The sequence below is a fragment of the Flavobacterium algoriphilum genome (genome assembly GCF_048158655.1).
In the GTDB taxonomy this organism is placed as follows: Bacteria; Bacteroidota; Bacteroidia; order Flavobacteriales; family Flavobacteriaceae; genus Flavobacterium; species Flavobacterium algoriphilum.
The window spans coordinates 247,857-267,513 of record NZ_JBLNKY010000001.1 but is presented as its reverse complement, the minus strand read 5'-3'; the positions used below and the strand labels follow the sequence as shown (position 1 = coordinate 267,513).

At 27.6% G+C, this 19,657-nt stretch carries 21 protein-coding genes and 1 tRNA gene; 7 read left to right on the top strand and 15 right to left on the bottom strand.

Annotation, left to right across the window (positions count from 1 at the left end; translation table 11 throughout):
* Positions 1-23: 23 nt before the first annotated feature.
* Complete coding sequence (locus tag ACM55G_RS01155; RefSeq protein WP_416842063.1) at positions 24-461, bottom strand: retropepsin-like aspartic protease; 438 nt, start codon at positions 459-461, stop codon at positions 24-26.
* Positions 462-617: 156 nt separating this feature from the next.
* On the opposite strand from ACM55G_RS01155, the gene ACM55G_RS01150 reads away from it, so the two are divergent.
* From ACM55G_RS01150 to ACM55G_RS01135, 4 genes are all read left to right on the top strand, one after another.
* Positions 618-1,397: a TatD family hydrolase gene (locus tag ACM55G_RS01150; RefSeq protein ID WP_416842061.1), complete on the top strand. Its 780-nt coding sequence runs from the start codon at positions 618-620 to the stop codon at positions 1,395-1,397.
* A gap of 66 nt (positions 1,398-1,463) precedes the next feature.
* Positions 1,464-2,600, top strand: a complete 1,137-nt coding sequence (locus tag ACM55G_RS01145; RefSeq protein ID WP_416842060.1) for a 1-acyl-sn-glycerol-3-phosphate acyltransferase — start codon at positions 1,464-1,466, stop codon at positions 2,598-2,600.
* Complete coding sequence (locus ACM55G_RS01140; protein ID WP_416842059.1) at positions 2,590-3,618, top strand: asparaginase; 1,029 nt, start codon at positions 2,590-2,592, stop codon at positions 3,616-3,618. Before ACM55G_RS01145 ends, ACM55G_RS01140 begins: the two co-directional genes overlap by 11 nt.
* 62 nt (positions 3,619-3,680) lie before the next feature.
* Positions 3,681-3,765: transfer RNA gene (locus tag ACM55G_RS01135), tRNA-Ser, on the top strand.
* 382 nt (positions 3,766-4,147) lie between these two features.
* Here the strand turns inward: ACM55G_RS01135 and ACM55G_RS01130 are convergent.
* From ACM55G_RS01130 to ACM55G_RS01105, 6 genes are all read right to left on the bottom strand, one after another.
* The gene (locus tag ACM55G_RS01130; RefSeq protein WP_416842058.1) at positions 4,148-4,627 is read right to left on the bottom strand and encodes a hypothetical protein; all 480 of its coding nucleotides are present in this window, start codon (positions 4,625-4,627) and stop codon (positions 4,148-4,150) included.
* A 5-nt stretch (positions 4,628-4,632) separates the two neighbouring features.
* A complete protein-coding gene (locus ACM55G_RS01125) occupies positions 4,633-5,136 on the bottom strand; it encodes a J domain-containing protein (RefSeq protein ID WP_416842057.1) in 504 nt (167 codons plus the stop codon).
* Positions 5,137-5,141: 5 nt separating this feature from the next.
* The gene (locus tag ACM55G_RS01120; RefSeq protein WP_416842056.1) at positions 5,142-5,342 is read right to left on the bottom strand and encodes a hypothetical protein; all 201 of its coding nucleotides are present in this window, start codon (positions 5,340-5,342) and stop codon (positions 5,142-5,144) included.
* Positions 5,343-5,392: 50 nt separating this feature from the next.
* Positions 5,393-6,151 carry a hypothetical protein gene (locus ACM55G_RS01115; protein ID WP_416842055.1) on the bottom strand — a complete coding sequence of 253 codons (759 nt, stop codon included), beginning with the start codon at positions 6,149-6,151 and terminating at the stop codon, positions 5,393-5,395.
* 69 nt (positions 6,152-6,220) lie between these two features.
* Positions 6,221-6,670, bottom strand: coding sequence for a hypothetical protein (locus ACM55G_RS01110; protein WP_416842053.1), 450 nt, complete (start codon positions 6,668-6,670; stop codon positions 6,221-6,223).
* 210 nt (positions 6,671-6,880) lie between these two features.
* A complete protein-coding gene (locus ACM55G_RS01105; protein ID WP_416842052.1) occupies positions 6,881-7,471 on the bottom strand; it encodes a leucine-rich repeat domain-containing protein in 591 nt (196 codons plus the stop codon).
* A 114-nt stretch (positions 7,472-7,585) separates the two neighbouring features.
* On the opposite strand from ACM55G_RS01105, the gene ACM55G_RS01100 reads away from it, so the two are divergent.
* A complete protein-coding gene (locus tag ACM55G_RS01100) occupies positions 7,586-7,876 on the top strand; it encodes a helix-turn-helix domain-containing protein (protein ID WP_416842051.1) in 291 nt (96 codons plus the stop codon).
* Between the two features lie 8 nt (positions 7,877-7,884).
* Here ACM55G_RS01100 and ACM55G_RS01095 read toward each other — a convergent pair whose 3' ends face one another.
* The 4 genes from ACM55G_RS01095 to ACM55G_RS01080 form a co-directional block, all read right to left on the bottom strand.
* Positions 7,885-8,223 (bottom strand): hypothetical protein, encoded by a 339-nt coding sequence (locus tag ACM55G_RS01095; RefSeq protein ID WP_416842050.1) that lies wholly within the window; start codon positions 8,221-8,223, stop codon positions 7,885-7,887.
* 80 nt (positions 8,224-8,303) lie between these two features.
* On the bottom strand, positions 8,304-9,473 hold the full coding sequence (locus ACM55G_RS01090; protein WP_416842049.1) for a hypothetical protein: 1,170 nt from the start codon (positions 9,471-9,473) through the stop codon (positions 8,304-8,306).
* Between the two features lie 199 nt (positions 9,474-9,672).
* The gene (locus ACM55G_RS01085; RefSeq protein ID WP_416842048.1) at positions 9,673-10,161 is read right to left on the bottom strand and encodes a JAB domain-containing protein; all 489 of its coding nucleotides are present in this window, start codon (positions 10,159-10,161) and stop codon (positions 9,673-9,675) included.
* Between the two features lie 97 nt (positions 10,162-10,258).
* Entirely contained in the window at positions 10,259-10,663 is a 405-nt protein-coding gene (locus tag ACM55G_RS01080; protein ID WP_416842047.1) for a hypothetical protein, read from the bottom strand.
* Between the two features lie 430 nt (positions 10,664-11,093).
* Between ACM55G_RS01080 and ACM55G_RS01075 the strand changes: the two genes are divergently transcribed.
* Entirely contained in the window at positions 11,094-11,684 is a 591-nt protein-coding gene (locus ACM55G_RS01075) for a YobI family P-loop NTPase (protein ID WP_416842046.1), read from the top strand.
* Positions 11,647-15,003 carry a YobI family P-loop NTPase gene (locus ACM55G_RS01070; protein WP_416842045.1) on the top strand — a complete coding sequence of 1,119 codons (3,357 nt, stop codon included), beginning with the start codon at positions 11,647-11,649 and terminating at the stop codon, positions 15,001-15,003. The genes ACM55G_RS01075 and ACM55G_RS01070 overlap by 38 nt, the downstream gene beginning before the upstream one ends.
* Before the next feature lie 91 nt (positions 15,004-15,094).
* Here ACM55G_RS01070 and ACM55G_RS01065 read toward each other — a convergent pair whose 3' ends face one another.
* The 4 genes from ACM55G_RS01065 to ACM55G_RS01050 all read right to left on the bottom strand — a co-directional run bounded on the left by ACM55G_RS01065 (position 15,095) and on the right by ACM55G_RS01050 (position 19,529).
* A complete protein-coding gene (locus ACM55G_RS01065) occupies positions 15,095-16,798 on the bottom strand; it encodes a helicase-related protein (RefSeq protein WP_416842044.1) in 1,704 nt (567 codons plus the stop codon).
* Positions 16,799-16,897: 99 nt separating this feature from the next.
* Positions 16,898-17,755 (bottom strand): DEAD/DEAH box helicase, encoded by an 858-nt coding sequence (locus ACM55G_RS01060; RefSeq protein ID WP_416842043.1) that lies wholly within the window; start codon positions 17,753-17,755, stop codon positions 16,898-16,900.
* Positions 17,755-18,756: a Hachiman antiphage defense system protein HamA gene (locus ACM55G_RS01055; RefSeq protein ID WP_416842042.1), complete on the bottom strand. Its 1,002-nt coding sequence runs from the start codon at positions 18,754-18,756 to the stop codon at positions 17,755-17,757. The genes ACM55G_RS01060 and ACM55G_RS01055 overlap by 1 nt, the downstream gene beginning before the upstream one ends.
* A gap of 53 nt (positions 18,757-18,809) precedes the next feature.
* Positions 18,810-19,529 (bottom strand): cyclodeaminase/cyclohydrolase family protein, encoded by a 720-nt coding sequence (locus ACM55G_RS01050; RefSeq protein ID WP_416842041.1) that lies wholly within the window; start codon positions 19,527-19,529, stop codon positions 18,810-18,812.
* Positions 19,530-19,657 lie beyond the last annotated feature (128 nt).

Here is a 19,657-nt window from a genome sequence, read left to right as displayed (position 1 = left end):
CTTTGAGGTTTAAATGACGGTTATTATTGTAAATATAAGCAATAATTAAAATAATCCACAATCGCTTTTCCTTTCATTAAAACATCGGCACCTATTATGCCATGTACGGGTTTTGATTTGTGTTGCAGGAGTGCTTCATTTACATGGGATAAATCGAAAATTACAAGATCAAACGCTGCATCTTTCCAGTTGCCCAGTTGCAATTGATTTTTAAAAGCAATTTGAGTGAACATTCCGTTTGCTCCCGCACCGGATGCTTTGGTTTTGGATTTTTTTGCTTCCAATAAAAACAAATCAATACTCTCAAATCCTACACAACTATTTGAAGCGCCTGTGTCAAGAATAAAGTTGCCTAGTACGCCGTTAATCTTTGCTTTTATTAATAAATGCTGTGTTTTGGTAATCTTAAATTTTACTTTTTTATAGTTTTCTTTCTTAAGAATATCGTGGAGGTTTTTCATTTATGCTGAATTTATTTCAGTAAATTATTTTGTTCTTCACAAAGATACATGTAGTTATTGAAGCAGTCATAAGAATTTTTTTTTCTATTCAAATCTTTTCAAAACCATTTTTTCGACAACTTTATTCTTGTAATTTTGTATCCTTAAACTTTACACTTGAAAACAAACGCAATAATCACGGATACACATACGCATTTATATTCAGAGGAATTCGATAAAGACCGTAGCGAAATGATTCAAAGAGCCATTGATGCTGGAGTTTCCCGGTTTTTTATTCCTGCAATCGATTCTACTTGTACAGAATCTATGTATGATTTAGAGAATAAATATCCAAATAATGTGTTCTTGATGATGGGTTTGCATCCTACTTATGTAAAAGAAAATTATCTGGAAGAGTTGCAACATGTGGAAGAAGAGTTGGCTAAAAGAAAATTCTATGCTATTGGCGAAATCGGAATTGATCTGTATTGGGATAAAACGCATTTGCTTCAGCAACAAATTGCTTTCAGAAGGCAGATTCAACTGGCAAAACACTATAAATTACCAATCGTGATTCATTGTCGCGAAGCTTTTGATGAAATATTCGAAATTTTGGAAGAAGAAAAATCTGAGGATTTATTTGGGATTTTTCATTGTTTTTCAGGGACTTATGAGCAAGCATTACAGGCGATTTCTTATAATATGAAACTTGGAATTGGCGGAGTAGTTACTTTCAAAAACGGGAAAATAGATCAATTTTTGAATCAAATAGATTTGAAGCATATCGTTTTAGAAACGGATTCACCGTATTTAGCACCCATTCCATTTCGAGGGAAACGTAATGAAAGTGGTTATATAATTAAAGTAGTCGATAAGTTAGCGCAAATTTATAACCTTTCGGCAAATGAAATTGCAACAATAACCACTGAAAATTCTAAAGCTATTTTTGGTATTTAAAATAGAATTGACTTAACTTTCATATTTTTTTTGTTCATTTGCCCACATAAACATAGAAAACTAAAAATGCAGAAATTTGACGCTATTCGGCCATTTTATGACTCCGAGATAAACGAAGCACTTCAAGATGTGATTCATCATCCGATGATGAAAGCATTAATGAATTTTTCTTTTCCAGATGTTGCTGACGAAGTTTGGAAAGAACAACTCAGAAAAACGCATTCTATTCGTGATTTTCAATGTAATTTTATTTACAATTCTGTTCAGAAAGTATTAGAAAAAAGTTCGGAAGGGCTAACCACTTCAGGGTTCGAGAATTTAGAAGCTCATACTTCTTATTTGTTTATTTCGAATCATCGGGATATTCTTTTGGATACCACATTATTAAATTCTGCTTTATTTGAGCATGGATTAGTGATGACAGCATCTGCAATAGGAGATAATTTAGTAAAGAAATCTTTCCTGAAGACTCTAGCCAAATTGAATCGTAATTTTCTGGTACAACGTGGCTTAACGCCCAGGGAAATGTTACAGAGTTCAAAACTGTTGTCAGAATATATAGGACACTTGTTACTTCATGAAAACCGTTCGGTTTGGATTGCACAACGGGAAGGAAGGACTAAAGACGGAAATGATGCTACAAATCCGGGTGTTTTGAAAATGTTGGGAATGGCTTCTGATGAAAAGAATTTGATGGATTATTTCAAAAAAATCAAAATCGTACCCGTTTCTATTTCCTATGAATACGATCCGACGGATGCGTTGAAAATGCCTCAATTGATGGCCGAAGCAAATAATGAAGTTTACATTAAAGAAAAAAATGAAGATTTCATGACAATTCTTAGTGGTGCTTTGGGACAAAAGAAAAGAATTCATATTCACATAGGGAAAGTTTTAAATACTGAAATAGATGTAATTGCTGCTGAAAATGAAAATTGTAATAAGCAAATAGTCGCATTGGCCCAAGTTATTGATGATGCGGTATTGAGTAACTACAAATTGTGGCCAACGAATTTCATTGCTTATGATATTGTAAATAAAACCAATACTTACTCGCATTTATACACAGAAAACGAAAAATCACTTTTTGAGCGTAGATTAGAAATGCGTATTGATCATGATAATCCTATTGCATTGGAAGGTTTCCTAGCCATGTACGCCAATCCGGTTGTGAATAAATTAAAATACCATAATGTTATCTAAACCCAAAATACTTTTGATTTATACTGGTGGAACCATTGGTATGAGGAAAGATTTTGAAACAGGTGCGCTTAAGGCCTTCAATTTTAGTAAATTATTACAGAGAATCCCGGAATTGAAACAATTGGATTGTGAGATCGAAACGATTTCTTTCGAAAACCCCATCGATTCCTCCAATATGAATCCTCAAGAGTGGGCTAAAATAGCTTCGATTATCGAAGAAAATTATACTGAATTTGATGGATTTGTAGTACTCCATGGTTCGGATACCATGTCGTATTCGGCATCAGCATTGAGTTTTATGCTGGAAAACTTATCAAAACCAGTCATTTTTACCGGATCACAATTGCCTATTGGAGATTTGCGTACAGATGCTAAAGAGAATTTGATTACGGCCATCCAAATTGCTTCTTTACGTGAAAACAGACAATCGGTTATAAGAGAAGTTTGTCTTTATTTTGAATACAAATTATACCGTGGTAATAGAACGACAAAAATAAATGCAGAAAATTTCAAGGCATTTACATCCCCAAATTATCCTTCTTTGGTAGAATCTGGTGTGCATTTAAATATGTATCCCGAATTATTTTTACCTATACCAAGGGTCAGAAAATTAAAGGTTCATAAAACTTTAGATAATAATGTGGTTATCATAAAAATGTTTCCTGGAATAAACGAAACAGTTCTGTCAGCTATTTTTAATATTCAAAGTCTTAAGGGTATTGTCCTAGAAACCTACGGATCTGGAAATGCTCCTACCGAAGAATGGTTTATAGCGCTTTTAAGGAAATCCATTGAAAAAGGATTGCACATCATCAATGTTACTCAATGTTCAGGAGGAAGTGTTAGCATGGGGCATTATGAAACTAGTACAGGAATGAAAAAAATAGGTGTGATTTCAGGTAAAGACATCACTACCGAAGCGGCAGTCACAAAATTAATGTATTTGTTAAGCCAAAAAATAGCTCCAAAAGACTTCAAAACTATATTTGAAACGGCTTTGCGAGGTGAAATAGCATAATATTAAGATTTTACTTTTCTAAGTCAGTTTTTTTTATGTTATTTGCAACCTTGAATGAAAATAGAGAGGTGGCCGAGTGGCTGAAGGCGCACGCTTGGAAAGCGTGTATATGGCAACATATCGAGGGTTCGAATCCCTTCCTCTCTGCTTAAAAAAACCGTAATTAGCTGCAAAACAAGCTTTTACGGTTTTTTGTTTTTAATAGTTGTACGATTTCTGTATTGCTGTGATTTTGTTTACCTTATTTTTTCCTTTAGTATATTCTTTTTTAAGATAAATATCATATCCAAGATTTTTTAGTATATGATTAAATTTTATCTGTGGGTTGGGGGACAATGTGCTTTAATCGCTATTCTGATGTATGTTTTAACTTAGTTTATGAATTAGGAGTTGATTCTGGCAAATATTTTTTTAAGGTTTTAAATCGCTTAAATTTACTTTTAAAGATTCTAAGTTTTGTTCTTTTTACTTATTCTATTTCATTTTTATAATCAGATGTTTAAAAAGGGCAAGTTATCTTTAGTGTAGTTTAATTTTCTGGTAATTTTGCTTCTATTTCATCTACAGTATAATCTATAGTTTCTATATCATCTTTCATGCTTTCCATACTAAACATAGAATCAATTTCATACAAGATAAGATATGCTGCTTTTTCAGAGATTTTATACTTTTCAACAATATCCTGTAAAAAATCTAGTTTATGCATTTCATCTTCAGAAAACGTACCCATTTCTTCTAACTTACCTGTATCATTATTGAAGACAAATCCTTTATATGTTTTGTAATATTCTTTTAAAACAATATCTACAGTGTCTTTTGAAATGTTATTTTTAAACGATACTAATTGACTTAGATATTGATAGTTTTTGTTCTCTGAAATTTCCTCTTCTTTTTTATATTTTAAATTCGTTGCTTTTCTTTTTTCTTCCTTATCATTTGTAAAATAGCTACAGCTATTACATAAAAACAGGACCATGATTAAAACTACAAAGTATTTAATTTCTTTCATAAAGATTATTTGCTACAAGATTTATATAATACTGAAATGAGAGATATGACAATTCCAATAATTAAGTAAGGGACAATTCTTTTTATTATTTCATCTGTAGCCGATTTAACCCCAATAGATACCATACCTTTAAAATCTTCAATTGTTTGTTTTGCTAGCTCAATTGCTTGTTTTTTAGCACGATTTATCCATTTGTTTAATATCTCATCCTTTACTTCATAATTAGAATACTCATAAGATTTTTCACTTTTCTGGCTTTCTAAATCTTTATGTTTACTTTTTTGTAGGAATTGTTTAAAATTCTGATATTCAATATCGTACCTTTTTCTTGCTTCAAGGTCATTAAGAATTAAATATGCTTCATTTATTTCTTGCATTCTTTTGTTAGTGTCATTTCCTAAATTACGGTCTGGATGCCACTTTAAAGCTTGTTTTTTAAAAGCTATTTTAATTTCTTTAGCAACTGATTTTTCATCAATCTCCAAAAGAGCATAATAATTTACAAACATTTAAGTTATCTTTTATCAAGTTCATATTTATCAGCATTGGTAGATTCTTCTATTTTTTCTTCCGGATTATATTCCCAAATTGATTTTGCGCTTGATTTAAATGCATTAAATATTACAAATCTAAAAATTCCTGCAGTTACAGTAATTAGAATTATTGCTGTAATGAAAGCTAAAATTATTAACATAATTTTCATTAATTTTCTCATAAAATATTTATTTTTTTATTACTCTTAACAATTGTATAATTACCAATTATCTAGATGTTTTGTTTATTTATACTCTGCATACTTCTTAAAGAAGCGTCATTATTAGGATTTTGAGAATCTTGCAACACTTTTAGTTGCATCGGAGTTAATTTCTTCTTTTGCACCTTTTGCACCTTTTGAGGCAAAACTCTTTTTATTACTTTATCTTTTATAATTATACTATTCAAAAATTCTTGAATATCATTACTCCAATATTCCTCTTCACTAACTCTATAGCTTATTGTAAAACGAATCAAATAAGTTTTGTCCATAAAAGTCATTATTCTATCTGAAATTAAAGGATCCTGATTTGTTACGCCTAAAGTTTCAAAATCTATAAAGTTTTTGTTTTTAAGGATAATTTTTTTGACCGGGGACATGTAAATATTGCGAGTATTAGGCAATTTTTCTATTGCAGACTTAAAGTATTTTTCAAGATTGTCTAATTTTTCTTGTGTATATTCTGCAATATTGTTGTTGCTTTCAAAATTGCCGTATTCAATTTTAATTAAAATTTTTGAATAATAATCAATTTTTCCAGCCGTTTTATTCATCCCTTTAGGCTGAAGAATATACTGTGATTGAGAACCTTTGAAATCTAATTCTTTCAATATTAAATCTTTATTTCTATTTAGTTCAGCATTTGTTCTTAATTCATATTTTTCAGGAATTTTAAATTCCAATAGATTTCCATATTTAATTGTATTGCTTTCTTGTGCTACGATGACATAGCTAAAGAAGAGAGCAAAGCTTAATAATAAATTTTTCATTTTGACTGAATTATTGGAGGTCTTTTAAAGCGATTCCTTTCTGGAATCACATCTTTATCTTTCCTTAGTTTAAAATATTTGTTTTTCAAGAAGTACCGATAAAGCAATGGCAATAATTGTAATAGTCGCAATGAATAAAGCAGCACTTCTCTTTAGTGTTATTTCATTCTTAGAAGATTGATGATTATAATTATATAAACCAGAAAACAAAAGGATAAAGACAAATAAAATTAATTCTGATACTATCAGAAAAACAATAGTGCTTACTATAATGTTTATTGTGGATTTCCACCAAGTAAGCTCATGGAATGCAAGATAACCAGCACTCAAGAATAACGATACTGAAACTAAATATCCTATTGAAGCAAAGGATGTCTCAGGCTTTTGGTTTACCAATTTCCCAACTGTCCCAAACATTAATATTGATGTAAAAAAAGATAGTTCAATTAATGCTAGGTTTGAGTGATTGAATAAAACGGAACTAAAAAAGGGCAAAAAAAATTGTGTAATATCTGTCATAATGGTTTTGAAATATATGTTAAAAATTAGGAGTTATAAGGTGTTTTCTTGAACTAAAATAAAATGCGGATAAAAAGAGTCTAACATAAGTAATTGGTTTTAAAGCTTAATAATATAATTTACAAATCAACGCTTCCCCAGGTTAAGTTCTTTACGGTTTTCCTCATTTTGAAAAAGAAAATAACAATGCAAGGGCTCTCTTAAATGAGCTTAGTTTATTTTGCAGTTGGGGGAATTACTTTTTAATTCTAAAATCTCATTTTCATCAAAAGCATAAGATTGTAGGTCATCATAATTTAAACTATTATAATGGAGTTTTAATTTTTTTAATTTTTTAAAATTGCATATTGGCTTTATGGTTGTTAAAGGATTTTCCAATAGGTATAGTTCTTCAATTTCTGTTAGGTTGCTTATCGGAGTTAAATCATCTATTAAAGAATAATTTATGTCCAAGTATTTAATTTTGTTTAGATTCTGTAACGGTGTCAAATCTTTTGTTTTACCCTTTCCATTAATACCACATACATATATGAATTCCAGGTTGACACACTTTTTCAAAAAATCAAGATTCCCATCAAAATAAAAATCATCAATAATTACGAATTTGATTTGTTCTAAATCTTCCTCTTTTAACTGATAAATGTAATCGCGATTATTTCCATATATCTTTTTCCATAATTCAAAACAACCAACATTCTCGAAAGGATTTTCATGTCTTAATTGAGTCCTGATATTTAACATCTCCAAAAAACTGAGATTCGTCTGATTTAGAAAGTAATTATACAATATGAAATTTTTCATAGCTTTTTTAAATAAGTTTTGATTTAATAAGATTCATTCAACATCATTGAGTGTAGCTTAATTACCAACTATTAACACATTACAAGTTATTTATTTCGATAAAACTTGTCATATATGGCATTAACTAAAGCGAATATAACCTCTTTTTTTGACTTGTCAAATATGTCAAGTATGGAGAAGTCTGATTTGCTTAAAATTATTGGTAAAAACATACAGGATATTAGAGTGAGCAAGGGTTTGTCTCAAGTTGACTTAGTTGGTAAAATTGAAGGCAGCATTGACACAACTAATATTTCAAGAATAGAATCTGGGAGAACCAATCCCACAGTTTATACTCTTTATAGAATAAGCGAAGCATTAGGTGTTTCAGTTCAAGATTTAGTAAGTATACCTTCTACAAAATAAAGAATCATTCATTGTTTTGGCAGATAGGTTTTATTACCGTTACTGTTTATGTAATATTGACCTCCATTTGACCCTGTGTAAATTGCCTTTTCGCTACCGTAATTTGTAGCTTGGGTAGAATAATCTTTAGCTTTTGTCCCAGATGTACCTGTGTAAATATTTGTATTTCCTGTAGTAGAAAAATTATCCGTATTGGTGTTATTGGAAACTGTTTTATAATGTCCTTGAACATAAGTACTTGTACTTAGTTTTATATAACCTTGTTGATAGGTGGTTTTCGTATTGGTCTGAGAAAACACAATCCCAGAAATAAACATAAACGACACTAAAAATAATAATCTTTTCATTTTGCTACACTTTTTAAATTAAGGTAGAGCAAATGTATAGTCTAGTTGAATTCAGTTTGTAGAGTTGCAAATTTGCAAGTTCAATCATCAAATTCGGGGTCATAAACTATTTTAGGTCTTATTATTGAAATGTATTTGAAATCATCCCCAAAAGTTCCTCCCGCTACAATAAAGTTTTTAGCATAAACGAAATCCATTTGTTTATAAAATGCTGACTTTATTCTTGAAATATGAGTATAAATGGCTTTGCTTTCGGGCTTAACTAAGTCTTCAACACTTTGCATCATTTTATCATAATCCAATTGATTAGAAATTTTGGAATATAAATTCTCCAGTTCCTTTTTGTAGTTATAGAGTTCCTTAATATTTATACCGTAAGGATTATTATAGAACAAAATGTAAACAGCTTTTGTCAAGTGACTTAACTGTATTTCTAAATTATCAAAATGTGGCAATACAATTCTATAGTCATAACTAATTGCTATGGTGTTTGTAGAATCCAGGTTAATCTTATTGGCTTCATTATTCAAAATGTCTTTAAGAATTGGTAAAGCAAATAATAATTGTCCACTATCTTTTAATTCTCTTAATTGAATTTGTATTCCTCTTATCTTCTCTTTAGCATCTTCATCGAGATTTTCATAAGGGTCATATGCCTGAGTATTTCCAATCATGGAATCAGATTCCTCAATCTCCCCTTTTACATGCTTAAAAAAGGCTATTAAATCATTGAAGAATACTTCAGTATTACCTGTGACAACAAAGTCATTACATTCTAAAATTAAAGTAGTATCATTATCAAAAAATAGAAAACCACATTTAATATTCCCTGTATAACCTATGTAATCTAATATGCTTTGATATTCTGATAGGAAAGAAGAAACATCTGGTTCTTCATTAAATAATTCTGTGATTTGCTTTGTAAAAGTTAAAGCAATATGCTTTTCAGAATAGAATTGTTTTAGATCAGTTGCGGATAGATAAGGGGAGTAGAATTTTAAAAGACTTCTAATGTCTTTGGGATAACCTAAATTTGATAAATAGATGAAATTTTTACCACCTTCAGCAAATTTTTTATTTAATACTGAATATTGATTTTTAATGTATTTATTAATCTCCGGGTTATTCTCTAAGTCAAAGAAGATAATAGCGTTTTGTTCTATATTAAAGCTAGATAAGCTGTTGTTAAATTTAAAACTATCAAACTTTTCAATTCTCAAGTTTGCAAAATAATCCTGAAGATTAGCCATATTGTTCTACGTTAAAATCGTAAATATAAATATTCCTTTATATTTCAAAATTGAGAAATATAAAAAACTAAATTACTTTATTTTAATTAATAACATAGATAACCATATGTGAAATATTCAAGGGAAATTATGCGTCAAATTAAGTAAAACGCTATTAATAGTAATCTGTAAAAAAGCAAATCTTCAAAATTTAGATGTTTCAAGACGTACCTTTTATTAGTTTACACTTTCGCGTTAACATTCCTTCACTTGAAAAGCTATAAAAAACATTCTTAGTTATTATTAAGTGGTCTATTAAAGTTATGTCAAGGAAATCTGAACATTTTTTAATTTTCTTTGTTAAACTAATATCAGCATCACTTGGTTTTGTATTGCCAGATGGGTTGTTATGTGAAATGATGATACCACAAGCATTGCACTTGAGAGCTACTGCAAATAGTAATCTAACATCTACTACAGTTCCAGTAATTCCACCTTTAGACAAAGAATATATACCTAGAGCTTCATTGGCTCTATTGAGTAGGATTACTTTAAATTCTTCCTGTAGTTCCAGTGTACCTATATCCCAAGAATTCAATAAGAATTCGTAAGCAGTTTGAACAGAATTAATCTTCTCCTTTTGTATATTTTGTGTAGAGTAGTAAACCTGTATCTCTGCTAATTCATTTATGGAGCTGGTTGTTGTCATAATTTGGAAGTATTTAGAAAATTTGAAAATAAATTAAATACCCTCTATACATTTTAACCATCCAGGTTTACACGAATAGAGGATATTTTAAATGAAATTAATGTTGCAATTGACCATTACTTGAAAAAGAGTTTTCGTCTTGACTGTCTTTCATAACATCATTAAATGACAATTTGCTCATTTCAACTTTAGGAGTAGTTGCTTTTTCTTCTTCCATATATTCAAATCTATGGGTTAAGGTAATAACCTCTCCAGTATCTTTGATTACATATTCGTAAGCTTCAGACTCTACTTTTTCCACCTTTCCAGGTAATTCAGTTCCGATTAAAGCTTGACAAGTTAATTCATCAAAGGTTGAAGAGATAGATGCTTTTCTAGCAGTAACATAGAATTTGCCTGTTTCTTTGGATTTAACCATTTCAATTCCGCCTTGAAGTTCGAGTATAAAGAATTCTTTCCCGTCCTCTGTTTCTCTTTTTTTGTAGTTAAAAATTCTTACCATTTTCTTGATTTTTTTTGAGTTAAACATTTTAGCATTCAAACACATAAACCTGTAGCTAAAATACAGCTATCAACTTGTAAATATATCTACGGGGATAATTTTCTGATATGCTAGTGATGGGTGGGGGTATTGAGTTGGGGTTAGTAGGAGACCCGAGTGGTGTCAAGGTAGTTTATGCACGAGTAATTTTGAGTCCAAAAAAAAATATGTAGGTTTTTTTTTTATTACTTTTAATAAATTAATATTTAGATATTCTTACTGTAACAATTGTAAGGAATGAATATTTGTTAAAATCATGTCTAAAAATAATATTTCAAAACGGAAATTGCACTAAAATAAAGTTGGTAACATATTCTAAATTAAATCTGGAACAATCAGATTGATTTAAAAAACCATTTCAGAAAGAAGATTAAAGCTAGCAGATGATTCTTTGAATATTTTAGATATTGAAATAAAAATAACTTTAATTTTTTTACTTTACTACATGAATAAATACTGCATAATTGAAAAAATTAATCTCTATAAAAAAATAATTACTATATATTTTATTAAATCAAAATCTTTAATTTTTAGATTTTTTTCAAAAATAAAAACATCAATCTTAAAAAACAGCATGTATATCTACTTAGCAATCATCTTTAACAAATCTTTAAAAACCATATTTTGTTATTTCAAAAAGAAAAGAAATGCATTTGATAGGAGTTTAGGATATCCACTTTCAAAAAACCCAAAAAACTTTGATGATTTAACACCATCAATTGTTAATGATACAATATATATAGATTCTCTTTACTGGGCTTTAACAAATTCAAGCGTAAATAATATTGCACTCACTGGTTCTTATGGTTCAGGAAAAAGTAGTATTCTGAAAACATTGAAATATAAGCATCCAGAATATAATTATTTAAATATTTCTTTAGCAACTTTTGAAGAAGAAGTTGATAAAATAGATAGTGAAAATTTAATAACAGTAGACCAAATAAATGAAAATAAAAAGAGAAGAATTAAACCAAAAAATTGAACTCAGTATTCTTCAACAAATGCTATATCTTGAAAAAAGCAGTAGTTTACCTAATTCAAGATTTAAAAGGATAAGAAATCTTAAAAACTATTCCTTAGTACTAACTACAATTGTTGGATTTTTTGTTGGATTAAGCTTCACATATCTATTTTATCAAGAATTATTTAAAAACTTAACCTTTTATAAATCTATCTCTAAAGAAATAAAAATAACAATTGAGTTAAGCTCTTTAATCATTTTAAGTATTGGGGCTTTGTTTATTTTGAAAAGCTTTATTAAATCATTATATCATTTTAAGTTTCAAAAAATTAATCTAAAAGGTGAAGTGGAACTTAATCGCGAAGTAGATAATAATTCTATTTTAAATAAAAATTTGGATGAAATCATCTACTTTTTTGAGAAAACAAATTATAATGTTGTGGTTATTGAAGATTTAGACAGATTCAAAGAGCCTGAGATTTTCACAAAACTAAGGGAAATCAATCTTTTACTTAATAATTCCAAACAAGTCAATAGACATATAACTTTCATTTATGCCCTCAAAGATGAAATGTTTAAGGATGGAAATAGAACTAAGTTTTTTGATTTTATAGTTCCGGTAATCCCAATTATTAATCCATCAAACTCATATGATTTATTATGTGAAAAATTAAAACATGAAAATATTAATGATCAATTATTAGATGATATTTCATTATATATTGATGATATGCGTTTACTCAAGAATATCGTAAATGAATTTAAAATTTATAAAGAAAAATTAACAATCATTGATTTAGACAAAAGTAAGCTCTTATCATTTATTATATATAAGAATAAATATCCAGAAGATTTTGCTAAACTTCATTATAATGAGGGTATAATTTACGAGGTATTTAATACAGATGAACACTTAATCAAGCAAAACATAATATCACAATATCAGAATGAAATTGAGCAAATTAAATTAAAAAAAGTTGAAATCGAAAATTTTCAAATTGAAAATATAGATAATCTCCGGAAGTTGTATATATTAAAAATTATAGAAAATTTCCCTAAAGATCAAAAAGTTACAACCATTAATCTAGATAGGAACTACCATTATAATGACATTAATAATTTACTCTCTGATGTAGTATTTGAAGAATTAATTAAAACAAGAATGGTTAATTATACTCATGTATTATATAATAGTTATCATGCAAGATGGGATAATCAACGCCAAAATATATCATTTGATGAAATTGAAGAACAAATAGGAAATGACTATTCTTATATTGAAAGGGAATCAATAATAAAGAATAAATCAGATGAAACATTCGAAAAATTAAAACAAGATATTTTACAAAAGGACTATAATATTAAAAAAACAAATGAATTAACTTTAGGGGAATTAATATCAGAATCTACAGTTGGATTGAATATAAGTATTGCAAAAGAAGATATATTAATTTATTTTTTAAGAAATGGATTAATTGATAAAAACTACTGGAACTACATTTCATTATTCCATGAAACAGAAAATGGATTATCCAAAAATGATCAAAATTTCATACTAGGAATAAGAAATAAAAAACCACGTGAATTAAATTATAAACTAAATAATATTGATAGAATTTTAAAAAAGGTTTCAAATGACTTTGATAAAGAAATTATACTAAATCTTGATTTGTTAGATTATTTATTTACTAATAAGATTAATGATCAAATTACAGATTTGTTTTCTTTATTTCATATTAAATCAGAAAGAAAATTAAATTTCATCAATTTATATATTCATCAAGGGAAATATTTAGATAAATTCATTAAAAAGATATGTATCGCTTGGATAGAATTTTGGGACTATCTTGATGTTGATAAAGAGAGTAAATATGCCATTGATTTAAAAGATAAAATTTTAATGATAATTTTATTAAATGTAGAAAGTAAAGTAATCATCAAACAAAATACTAATGGAAATTTATCTAAATATATTTCAAATAAAAATACTTTTTTAAATTTTATAGGCAGTGATAGCGCAGGTGTTGAGAAAATTATTAAAAATTTAATACTGCTGAAAATTAAATTTATACAGCCTTTAGAAATTGAGAAAAAAGAGAATTTATTTAATTATATATATGAGAATAATTTATATAAATTAAATGAAATAATGATTGAATTTATTTTGAAAGTAAAAGGAAATGGAGGTAAAAATGAAATAGATGTGTTGAAATTTGCAAATTACACTACAATCCAAAATTCTAAATGCGATTACTTAAAAACATATATTGAAAGTGAAATTAACAATTACATTTCAAATGTTTTTCTTCAAATAGAAGAGAATACTGAAGAAGTGGAAGAGAATGTAATTAAATTACTAAACCATAAAATTTTAAATAACGATTTAAAAATCAAAATAGCACACAAGGAAAATGTAAAAATTAATAATGTATTAGAAGTAATAGACACTCTTTGGGAGGATTTAATTGCTATAGACAAATTTGTTTCTAATTGGGATAATTTAATAAATTATTTTTCAAAATTTAAGTTTGATGATAATCTTATTTCGTTTTTAAATAATTTAGAAAATTCAAAAATACTGTCAGAGTCAAAAATTGCAGACACCAAATTTGAAGAAACTGTAAACCATACTTTCATTAGAGCTCTCCTTTTAAACAATAAAATAGATGACGAATCGTATTCTTTATTATTAAAGAGTGTTTCTAATAGTTATAAGGACTTAGATTTATTTGAAATTGATGATACAAAAATACACATGTTAATTACAGCAAAAATTATTGTTTTAGATAAAGAAAATTTTGAATTGGTTAAAGAAAACTCTGAAGGCAAACAAATCTTATTAGTTGAGCTTAATTTTAGTGAATATTTAAAAACAGAAATTAAACTTGAAATAAATGAATATATCTCTATTTTAAATTCACCTAAGTTAACCTCAAATAACAAAATTGATTTAATACTAAAATTAGAGGCAGAACAGATAAGAGCTAATAAGGTCTTAAGTAATATAGTAACGGGAATATTATCAAATAATAAAAAAATAGAAATAGATTATCCATTTTTATCATCACTTATTGACAAGAGTACCTTCATTAAGAACAATATATTGTTGTTTAATATTTATTTCGATTTGTTTAAAAATGACATTACTAAACTTGAAAACATTTTATCCAAATTAGGTAATCCGTATTCTGAAATATTAAATAAATGGACTGAATTTAAAATTGAAAAGAATGCTATTAATACTGAATTTATAGATAACTTAAAAAGTGTTTATTATCATAATATTTCATCAGATAAACATGATGATAAGGATATTAAAATAGTAACAAAAAGAAAATAATTTTTTTTAAATTTGTAATCTAATTTCTTCAAAAATATATTATTAGTAAAAAATTAAATTTTTAAAAAGAATCAATTTTGATTCAACTTATTTAATCTGATTTAAGTATCTTTAATCTTCTTAAGTACCTATTGTAAATAGGTTTTAGTTCTCCTATGTGTGTTTTAGTAGACAGCCAAATCAAAACATCATTAGTGTCTCTAAACTCTTTTGATGTATTTTTTTTATATATGTTAAATATTTGTATTGAAACACTTCTTGTAATTCCAGAAGATATTAGCTGAATAACTACAGGTTCTTGTGTTCCCAGTTCTAACATTGTTGGCAAACTTAAAGTTAATTTAAATTCCTCCTTTTGAGGTTCAGTAAGAATTACTTCTAAAATATCCGTTAATACTTTTATATATTTAGGCAACAAATAAGTAGTGATGGAAGAATTGTATTTTATTGTTGCATTAATTACTTTGTTTATATCATCCAAATTGTCAGGGTCAATTCTATATCTTTCATCAACTTTTTCAGAATTATATTTAATATTATCATTTATAATTTGACCAATTGGATTACTATTTAGCCAATTCTTAGCATGTATGCACATTGATTTAGCGGAAACCCACTTATGATATTTTGTTTTCCCCTCTTCTATTATTTCGAAAATTGCATCTAATTTTTCAACAATACTAACTAATTGCCAATAAAAAGGTCTATTATGAACAGGAAGAATACAAGCTGCATTAGCATTTAGGTACTCGTTATAATTTGGGTTCTTATTTATTACCCACTCTCTTATATCCGATTCTTTTACTGCTTGGTAAAGTTGATTCTGTAAGGATGGGTCAATTGAAGGATTATTTCTTAAAATATTTTCTGGAACTGTTATGTTTGATAAACTATTCTCTAAATATTTCATTGCTAATTTAATCTCAGGTTTACTGAAGTTTTTACTCTGTAAATATTTTAACGCAAAACTTTCACCTTTTAAATATTTGTGTCTTAAGAATATAGAAAGTTGTTTGGTTTTAGAAGTTAAACTCGGAGTGTCTTTTTGAATTAAATTGATTGGTGTATTTAAATCATTTACTTCTAAATCATTTAATGCATTGGATGAAAACAGTTCAATTTCTTTATTATAGTCAGCTTCAAAATACTCACTAGCCTTAATTTTATCACTGCTTTTTTCTAAATAATAGACTGTTCCATATAAAGATGATTTTAATCTACCTGCCCTTCCTATTAAATTTCCAAATTCAAATTTGGTTAATGGTGTATTATCTTTTTTAGGCTCAAAAGTGAAAAGATTATTTGCTGGTAAATTAACTCCTTCAAGCAATGTAGATGTACAGAAAATTGTTGATATTTTTTCATTAATATACAAATCCTCAATTTCTTTTCTAACAATATCAGGAAGACTTCCATGATGATAAGCTATCTTTTTTTGTAAACATTCAATTAAGAAGTATTTCTTATGTATATCTTCTCTTATAAAATCTATAAGTTCTTTAACTTCATCATCAATTTCCGTGTCAAATACTTTAATTTTCGCATATTTCATAGCCCAGTTTTGAGCTAAATCTCCATTATGAACATACACTATATTGAAGTCATTTGGAGCTATACAGTTAACTAAATTAGCCATTTTATTTCCTAAAGAAGTTGATTTAGCAAAATTATAATCAAACTCATGGATAAAGGTTTGTGATTTACCTTTTTCAGTTTGCAATTCGATTTCAAAAATATTCTCTACATTATTTTTTAGGATAATTTTAAATTGAAAAACAGGGGATAATTTGGTCATTACTGATAAGCAGTCTCTATTGAAAATTTCTGAAAAAGTATTTTGGGGATTTTCAATATTGGGTCCTGCAGTAACAAACTTTGCATTTGGATATTTTATTTAAATTTCATTAAATACATATTCAAAAGTTAAACCTCTTCCATTAATATCTTCAACTCCTTGAATTTCATCAATAAACACAAAATCGATTTCAATATTACTATTTAAAATTTTTATACATCTTTCAGGTGTTAATACATATATCTCTTTTTCAAAGATTTCATTTTCTTTAACAAAGGATGTTTTGACATGCACATCAGAACTAATTTCAATTTTAAATTCTTCATTAACTTGGTTTATCAATGCTCGTGAAGGGACTATATATAGGACCTTGAATGGTTTTCCATTTGAGAACTCATTAATTAAAAATTGTTTAATGATGAATGATTTTCCTGAAGAGGTAGGGGCAGAAATTGCAATTTCGGATTGGTTATTCAGGGCATTCCAAAGTTCTTTTTGAAAATCGGTAATGAGATATGAAGTGTCTTGTGCTTCTATTATTCTGCTTTCCCTCTCATATATAAGTTCATTTGTAATAAAATCTCCAAATTCATATTTAGCTCTAAAATCAATTGGATTCTTTTCTTGAGTTTCATATAATCCATTTAAAAACTTTGTGGCGGTTAAATTACCTAATCTTGAAAAAAGAATATAACAAGCTTGTAAAATACTAACATCGTCTTTAAAGTTTAAAAATAATAATGAAGAAAAAAGCTGACCTTTTCTTCTATGATGTTCTTCAATGCTATCGCATAGAATTGAAGCTAACCAAATTCCTTTTTTTAATACTTCTTCCTCTATTGTAATTTTTCTTATTGAATTAAATTTTTCAGACAAAATCACTAATGAAAAATCATAAATAAGTTTGTTTAAAATTTTATGGTTATAAGCTTGTACTGAAAGATTTTCTTTTTTCATTATATCAAACTGTCCATAGTATTGTTGAAATTTTCAATGCTATTCGTAGGAACTAGAATAAAATCTAAAAAAACTTTTTCAAGTTCGGGATACTGTTTTACCTTTTTAGATATACTCGTTAAAGTCTTGTCTATTTTTTTTATAATATCTTTATTTATCAAATCTATTAGATCCGAATTATTTGAAGCTTTAATCATTAAATTATCGTAACTTTTTGTTTCAAACATAATCAGAATTGGGTGAACAGCTATTTGGCTTTTAAATAAACTTGAACTTGGATTCAACCTTCCATAAAGTTCATCAATATCATTTTCTCCACAGAATTTATCAATATCTTTTTCAGCAATAAACAGTTCTAAAGATTTAAAATTGGCTTGAAAATCAGTATCATAAAATCTATTTATTGAGTCTAGAGCATCTTTTTTTGCTCCTGTATAGTCTTTCCAAACCTTAGATTCTCCAATTAGATAGGCTGGGTTTTTAGTGCCATTTTTTAATGTGTAGTCCCCCAGAAAAATTCCATCCCCCCCTTTGATTTCATCATGATAGTTTGTAATATTAGTAATTTTATGAGCAATCATTTTGCAATTAAAAATTGACTCCACTAATCCAAATAATAAAAGTTCGCCATATTTTCCGCTCTTGGAATCACATGTTTTTTTCTTAAAAAACTTTGCTGCTTTCCTATAGTTTCTATTACTTATTAATTTTATGGCTTGCTCTCTTAAATCAATATCGCAAGCTGTTGTGCCTTCTTGAATTGTTTCATCTACTTTTCTTTGGACTTGTTTATTAATTTCAGATTTAGTTTTAAAGTAATCAGGTAACAAATCAAGTAAGGCATTAGCCAAAGAAATAGAATCTATAGTTGTTCCTGATGGAGATATGGTATAAAGTCGAACTTTAAGTTTATCATTTATATATTCATCATAGTGATGAGTTAGTTCCTTATCAACCCAATTTTTATCTATTGAAATTAAATCACCAAAATTTATTGCCATATCATAAATAGATTATTAAGAACAAAATGAAACCTGCTGAATGGTTATTTTTTTTATATAAAAGGAATTTCTGTTTGTCCATCTGGCATACCATCTTTATATAAACTTACAACTCTTGAAAAGGCATCGTTTTGAATCTTGATATATTTTAAAGCAAGTTCTTCTGCTTCTTTTCTTTTAGTTTCTGTCCAATTACTTTTCCTAGAAACTTTAATATTTAATAATATAACAAATAGTGTTCCTGAAATTCCTGCAAGTAAATTACTTATTGCAACACCTGCATCTCCTCTTGTTGCTTTATAACCATTGTCAAATATAGACAATGCAAATTCCATTAATTTAATACACGTGTTACACATTTCAATTGGAATTTCAGTTGCAATTCTTAACTGATCAATTGCCTCTCTTCCATATTTCTCTTTCTGTTTTTGGTTTTGTTCATTATCCCTTAACATTCTTAATTCTGAAACCCTTGCAAACTCTTTAGAATCTTTATAAAATAATTCGATTAATTTTGGTTTATAAACAGTGATTAATTCTTCTTTGATATAGTCCATTTGAATATGAACATTTGAATATGTTTCTTTTGTACGAGTTAAAATACATACAGTTTTCAATAATTCAATTGCAATTAATGCAGACAGTGCTGCGGCACTTCCTGAACCTGGAATATGACTGCCCTGGCCAAATAAATCTAATAATTCAGATGTTGGAAGTTCTAAATATTTCTGTATTTCATTGTCAACTTGTAATTTTAATGCTTCATTACTCATAGAAATTGTCTGTGTTTTATTTTTTTTTGTTAAATAATAATTAACATGATATATTATCAAATATATACAACTTATTTAAAGAATTAAAAAAAAATTAATCTTTTTCTTATATTTTAGAATAACTATAT

Bases quoted from the DNA above. Each gene is read 5' to 3' on its own strand.
- ACM55G_RS01145 (WP_416842060.1), top strand. From the start codon at position 1,464: ATGCAGAAATTTGACGCTATTCGGCCATTTTATGACTCCGAGATAAAC.
- ACM55G_RS01095 (WP_416842050.1), bottom strand. From the start codon at position 8,223: ATGAAAAGATTATTATTTTTAGTGTCGTTTATGTTTATTTCTGGGATT.
- ACM55G_RS01050 (WP_416842041.1), bottom strand. From the start codon at position 19,529: ATGAGTAATGAAGCATTAAAATTACAAGTTGACAATGAAATACAGAAA.
- ACM55G_RS01155 (WP_416842063.1), bottom strand. From the start codon at position 461: ATGAAAAACCTCCACGATATTCTTAAGAAAGAAAACTATAAAAAAGTA.
- ACM55G_RS01060 (WP_416842043.1), bottom strand. From the start codon at position 17,755: ATGAAAAAAGAAAATCTTTCAGTACAAGCTTATAACCATAAAATTTTA.
- ACM55G_RS01090 (WP_416842049.1), bottom strand. From the start codon at position 9,473: ATGGCTAATCTTCAGGATTATTTTGCAAACTTGAGAATTGAAAAGTTT.
- ACM55G_RS01065 (WP_416842044.1), bottom strand. From the start codon at position 16,798: ATGACCAAATTATCCCCTGTTTTTCAATTTAAAATTATCCTAAAAAAT.
- ACM55G_RS01105 (WP_416842052.1), bottom strand. From the start codon at position 7,471: ATGAAAAATTTCATATTGTATAATTACTTTCTAAATCAGACGAATCTC.
- ACM55G_RS01120 (WP_416842056.1), bottom strand. From the start codon at position 5,342: ATGAGAAAATTAATGAAAATTATGTTAATAATTTTAGCTTTCATTACA.
- ACM55G_RS01100 (WP_416842051.1), top strand. From the start codon at position 7,586: ATGGCATTAACTAAAGCGAATATAACCTCTTTTTTTGACTTGTCAAAT.
- ACM55G_RS01130 (WP_416842058.1), bottom strand. From the start codon at position 4,627: ATGAAAGAAATTAAATACTTTGTAGTTTTAATCATGGTCCTGTTTTTA.
- ACM55G_RS01115 (WP_416842055.1), bottom strand. From the start codon at position 6,151: ATGAAAAATTTATTATTAAGCTTTGCTCTCTTCTTTAGCTATGTCATC.
- ACM55G_RS01110 (WP_416842053.1), bottom strand. From the start codon at position 6,670: ATGACAGATATTACACAATTTTTTTTGCCCTTTTTTAGTTCCGTTTTA.
- ACM55G_RS01085 (WP_416842048.1), bottom strand. From the start codon at position 10,161: ATGACAACAACCAGCTCCATAAATGAATTAGCAGAGATACAGGTTTAC.
- ACM55G_RS01125 (WP_416842057.1), bottom strand. From the start codon at position 5,136: ATGTTTGTAAATTATTATGCTCTTTTGGAGATTGATGAAAAATCAGTT.
- ACM55G_RS01080 (WP_416842047.1), bottom strand. From the start codon at position 10,663: ATGGTAAGAATTTTTAACTACAAAAAAAGAGAAACAGAGGACGGGAAA.
- ACM55G_RS01055 (WP_416842042.1), bottom strand. From the start codon at position 18,756: ATGGCAATAAATTTTGGTGATTTAATTTCAATAGATAAAAATTGGGTT.
- ACM55G_RS01070 (WP_416842045.1), top strand. From the start codon at position 11,647: ATGAAAATAAAAAGAGAAGAATTAAACCAAAAAATTGAACTCAGTATT.
- ACM55G_RS01140 (WP_416842059.1), top strand. From the start codon at position 2,590: ATGTTATCTAAACCCAAAATACTTTTGATTTATACTGGTGGAACCATT.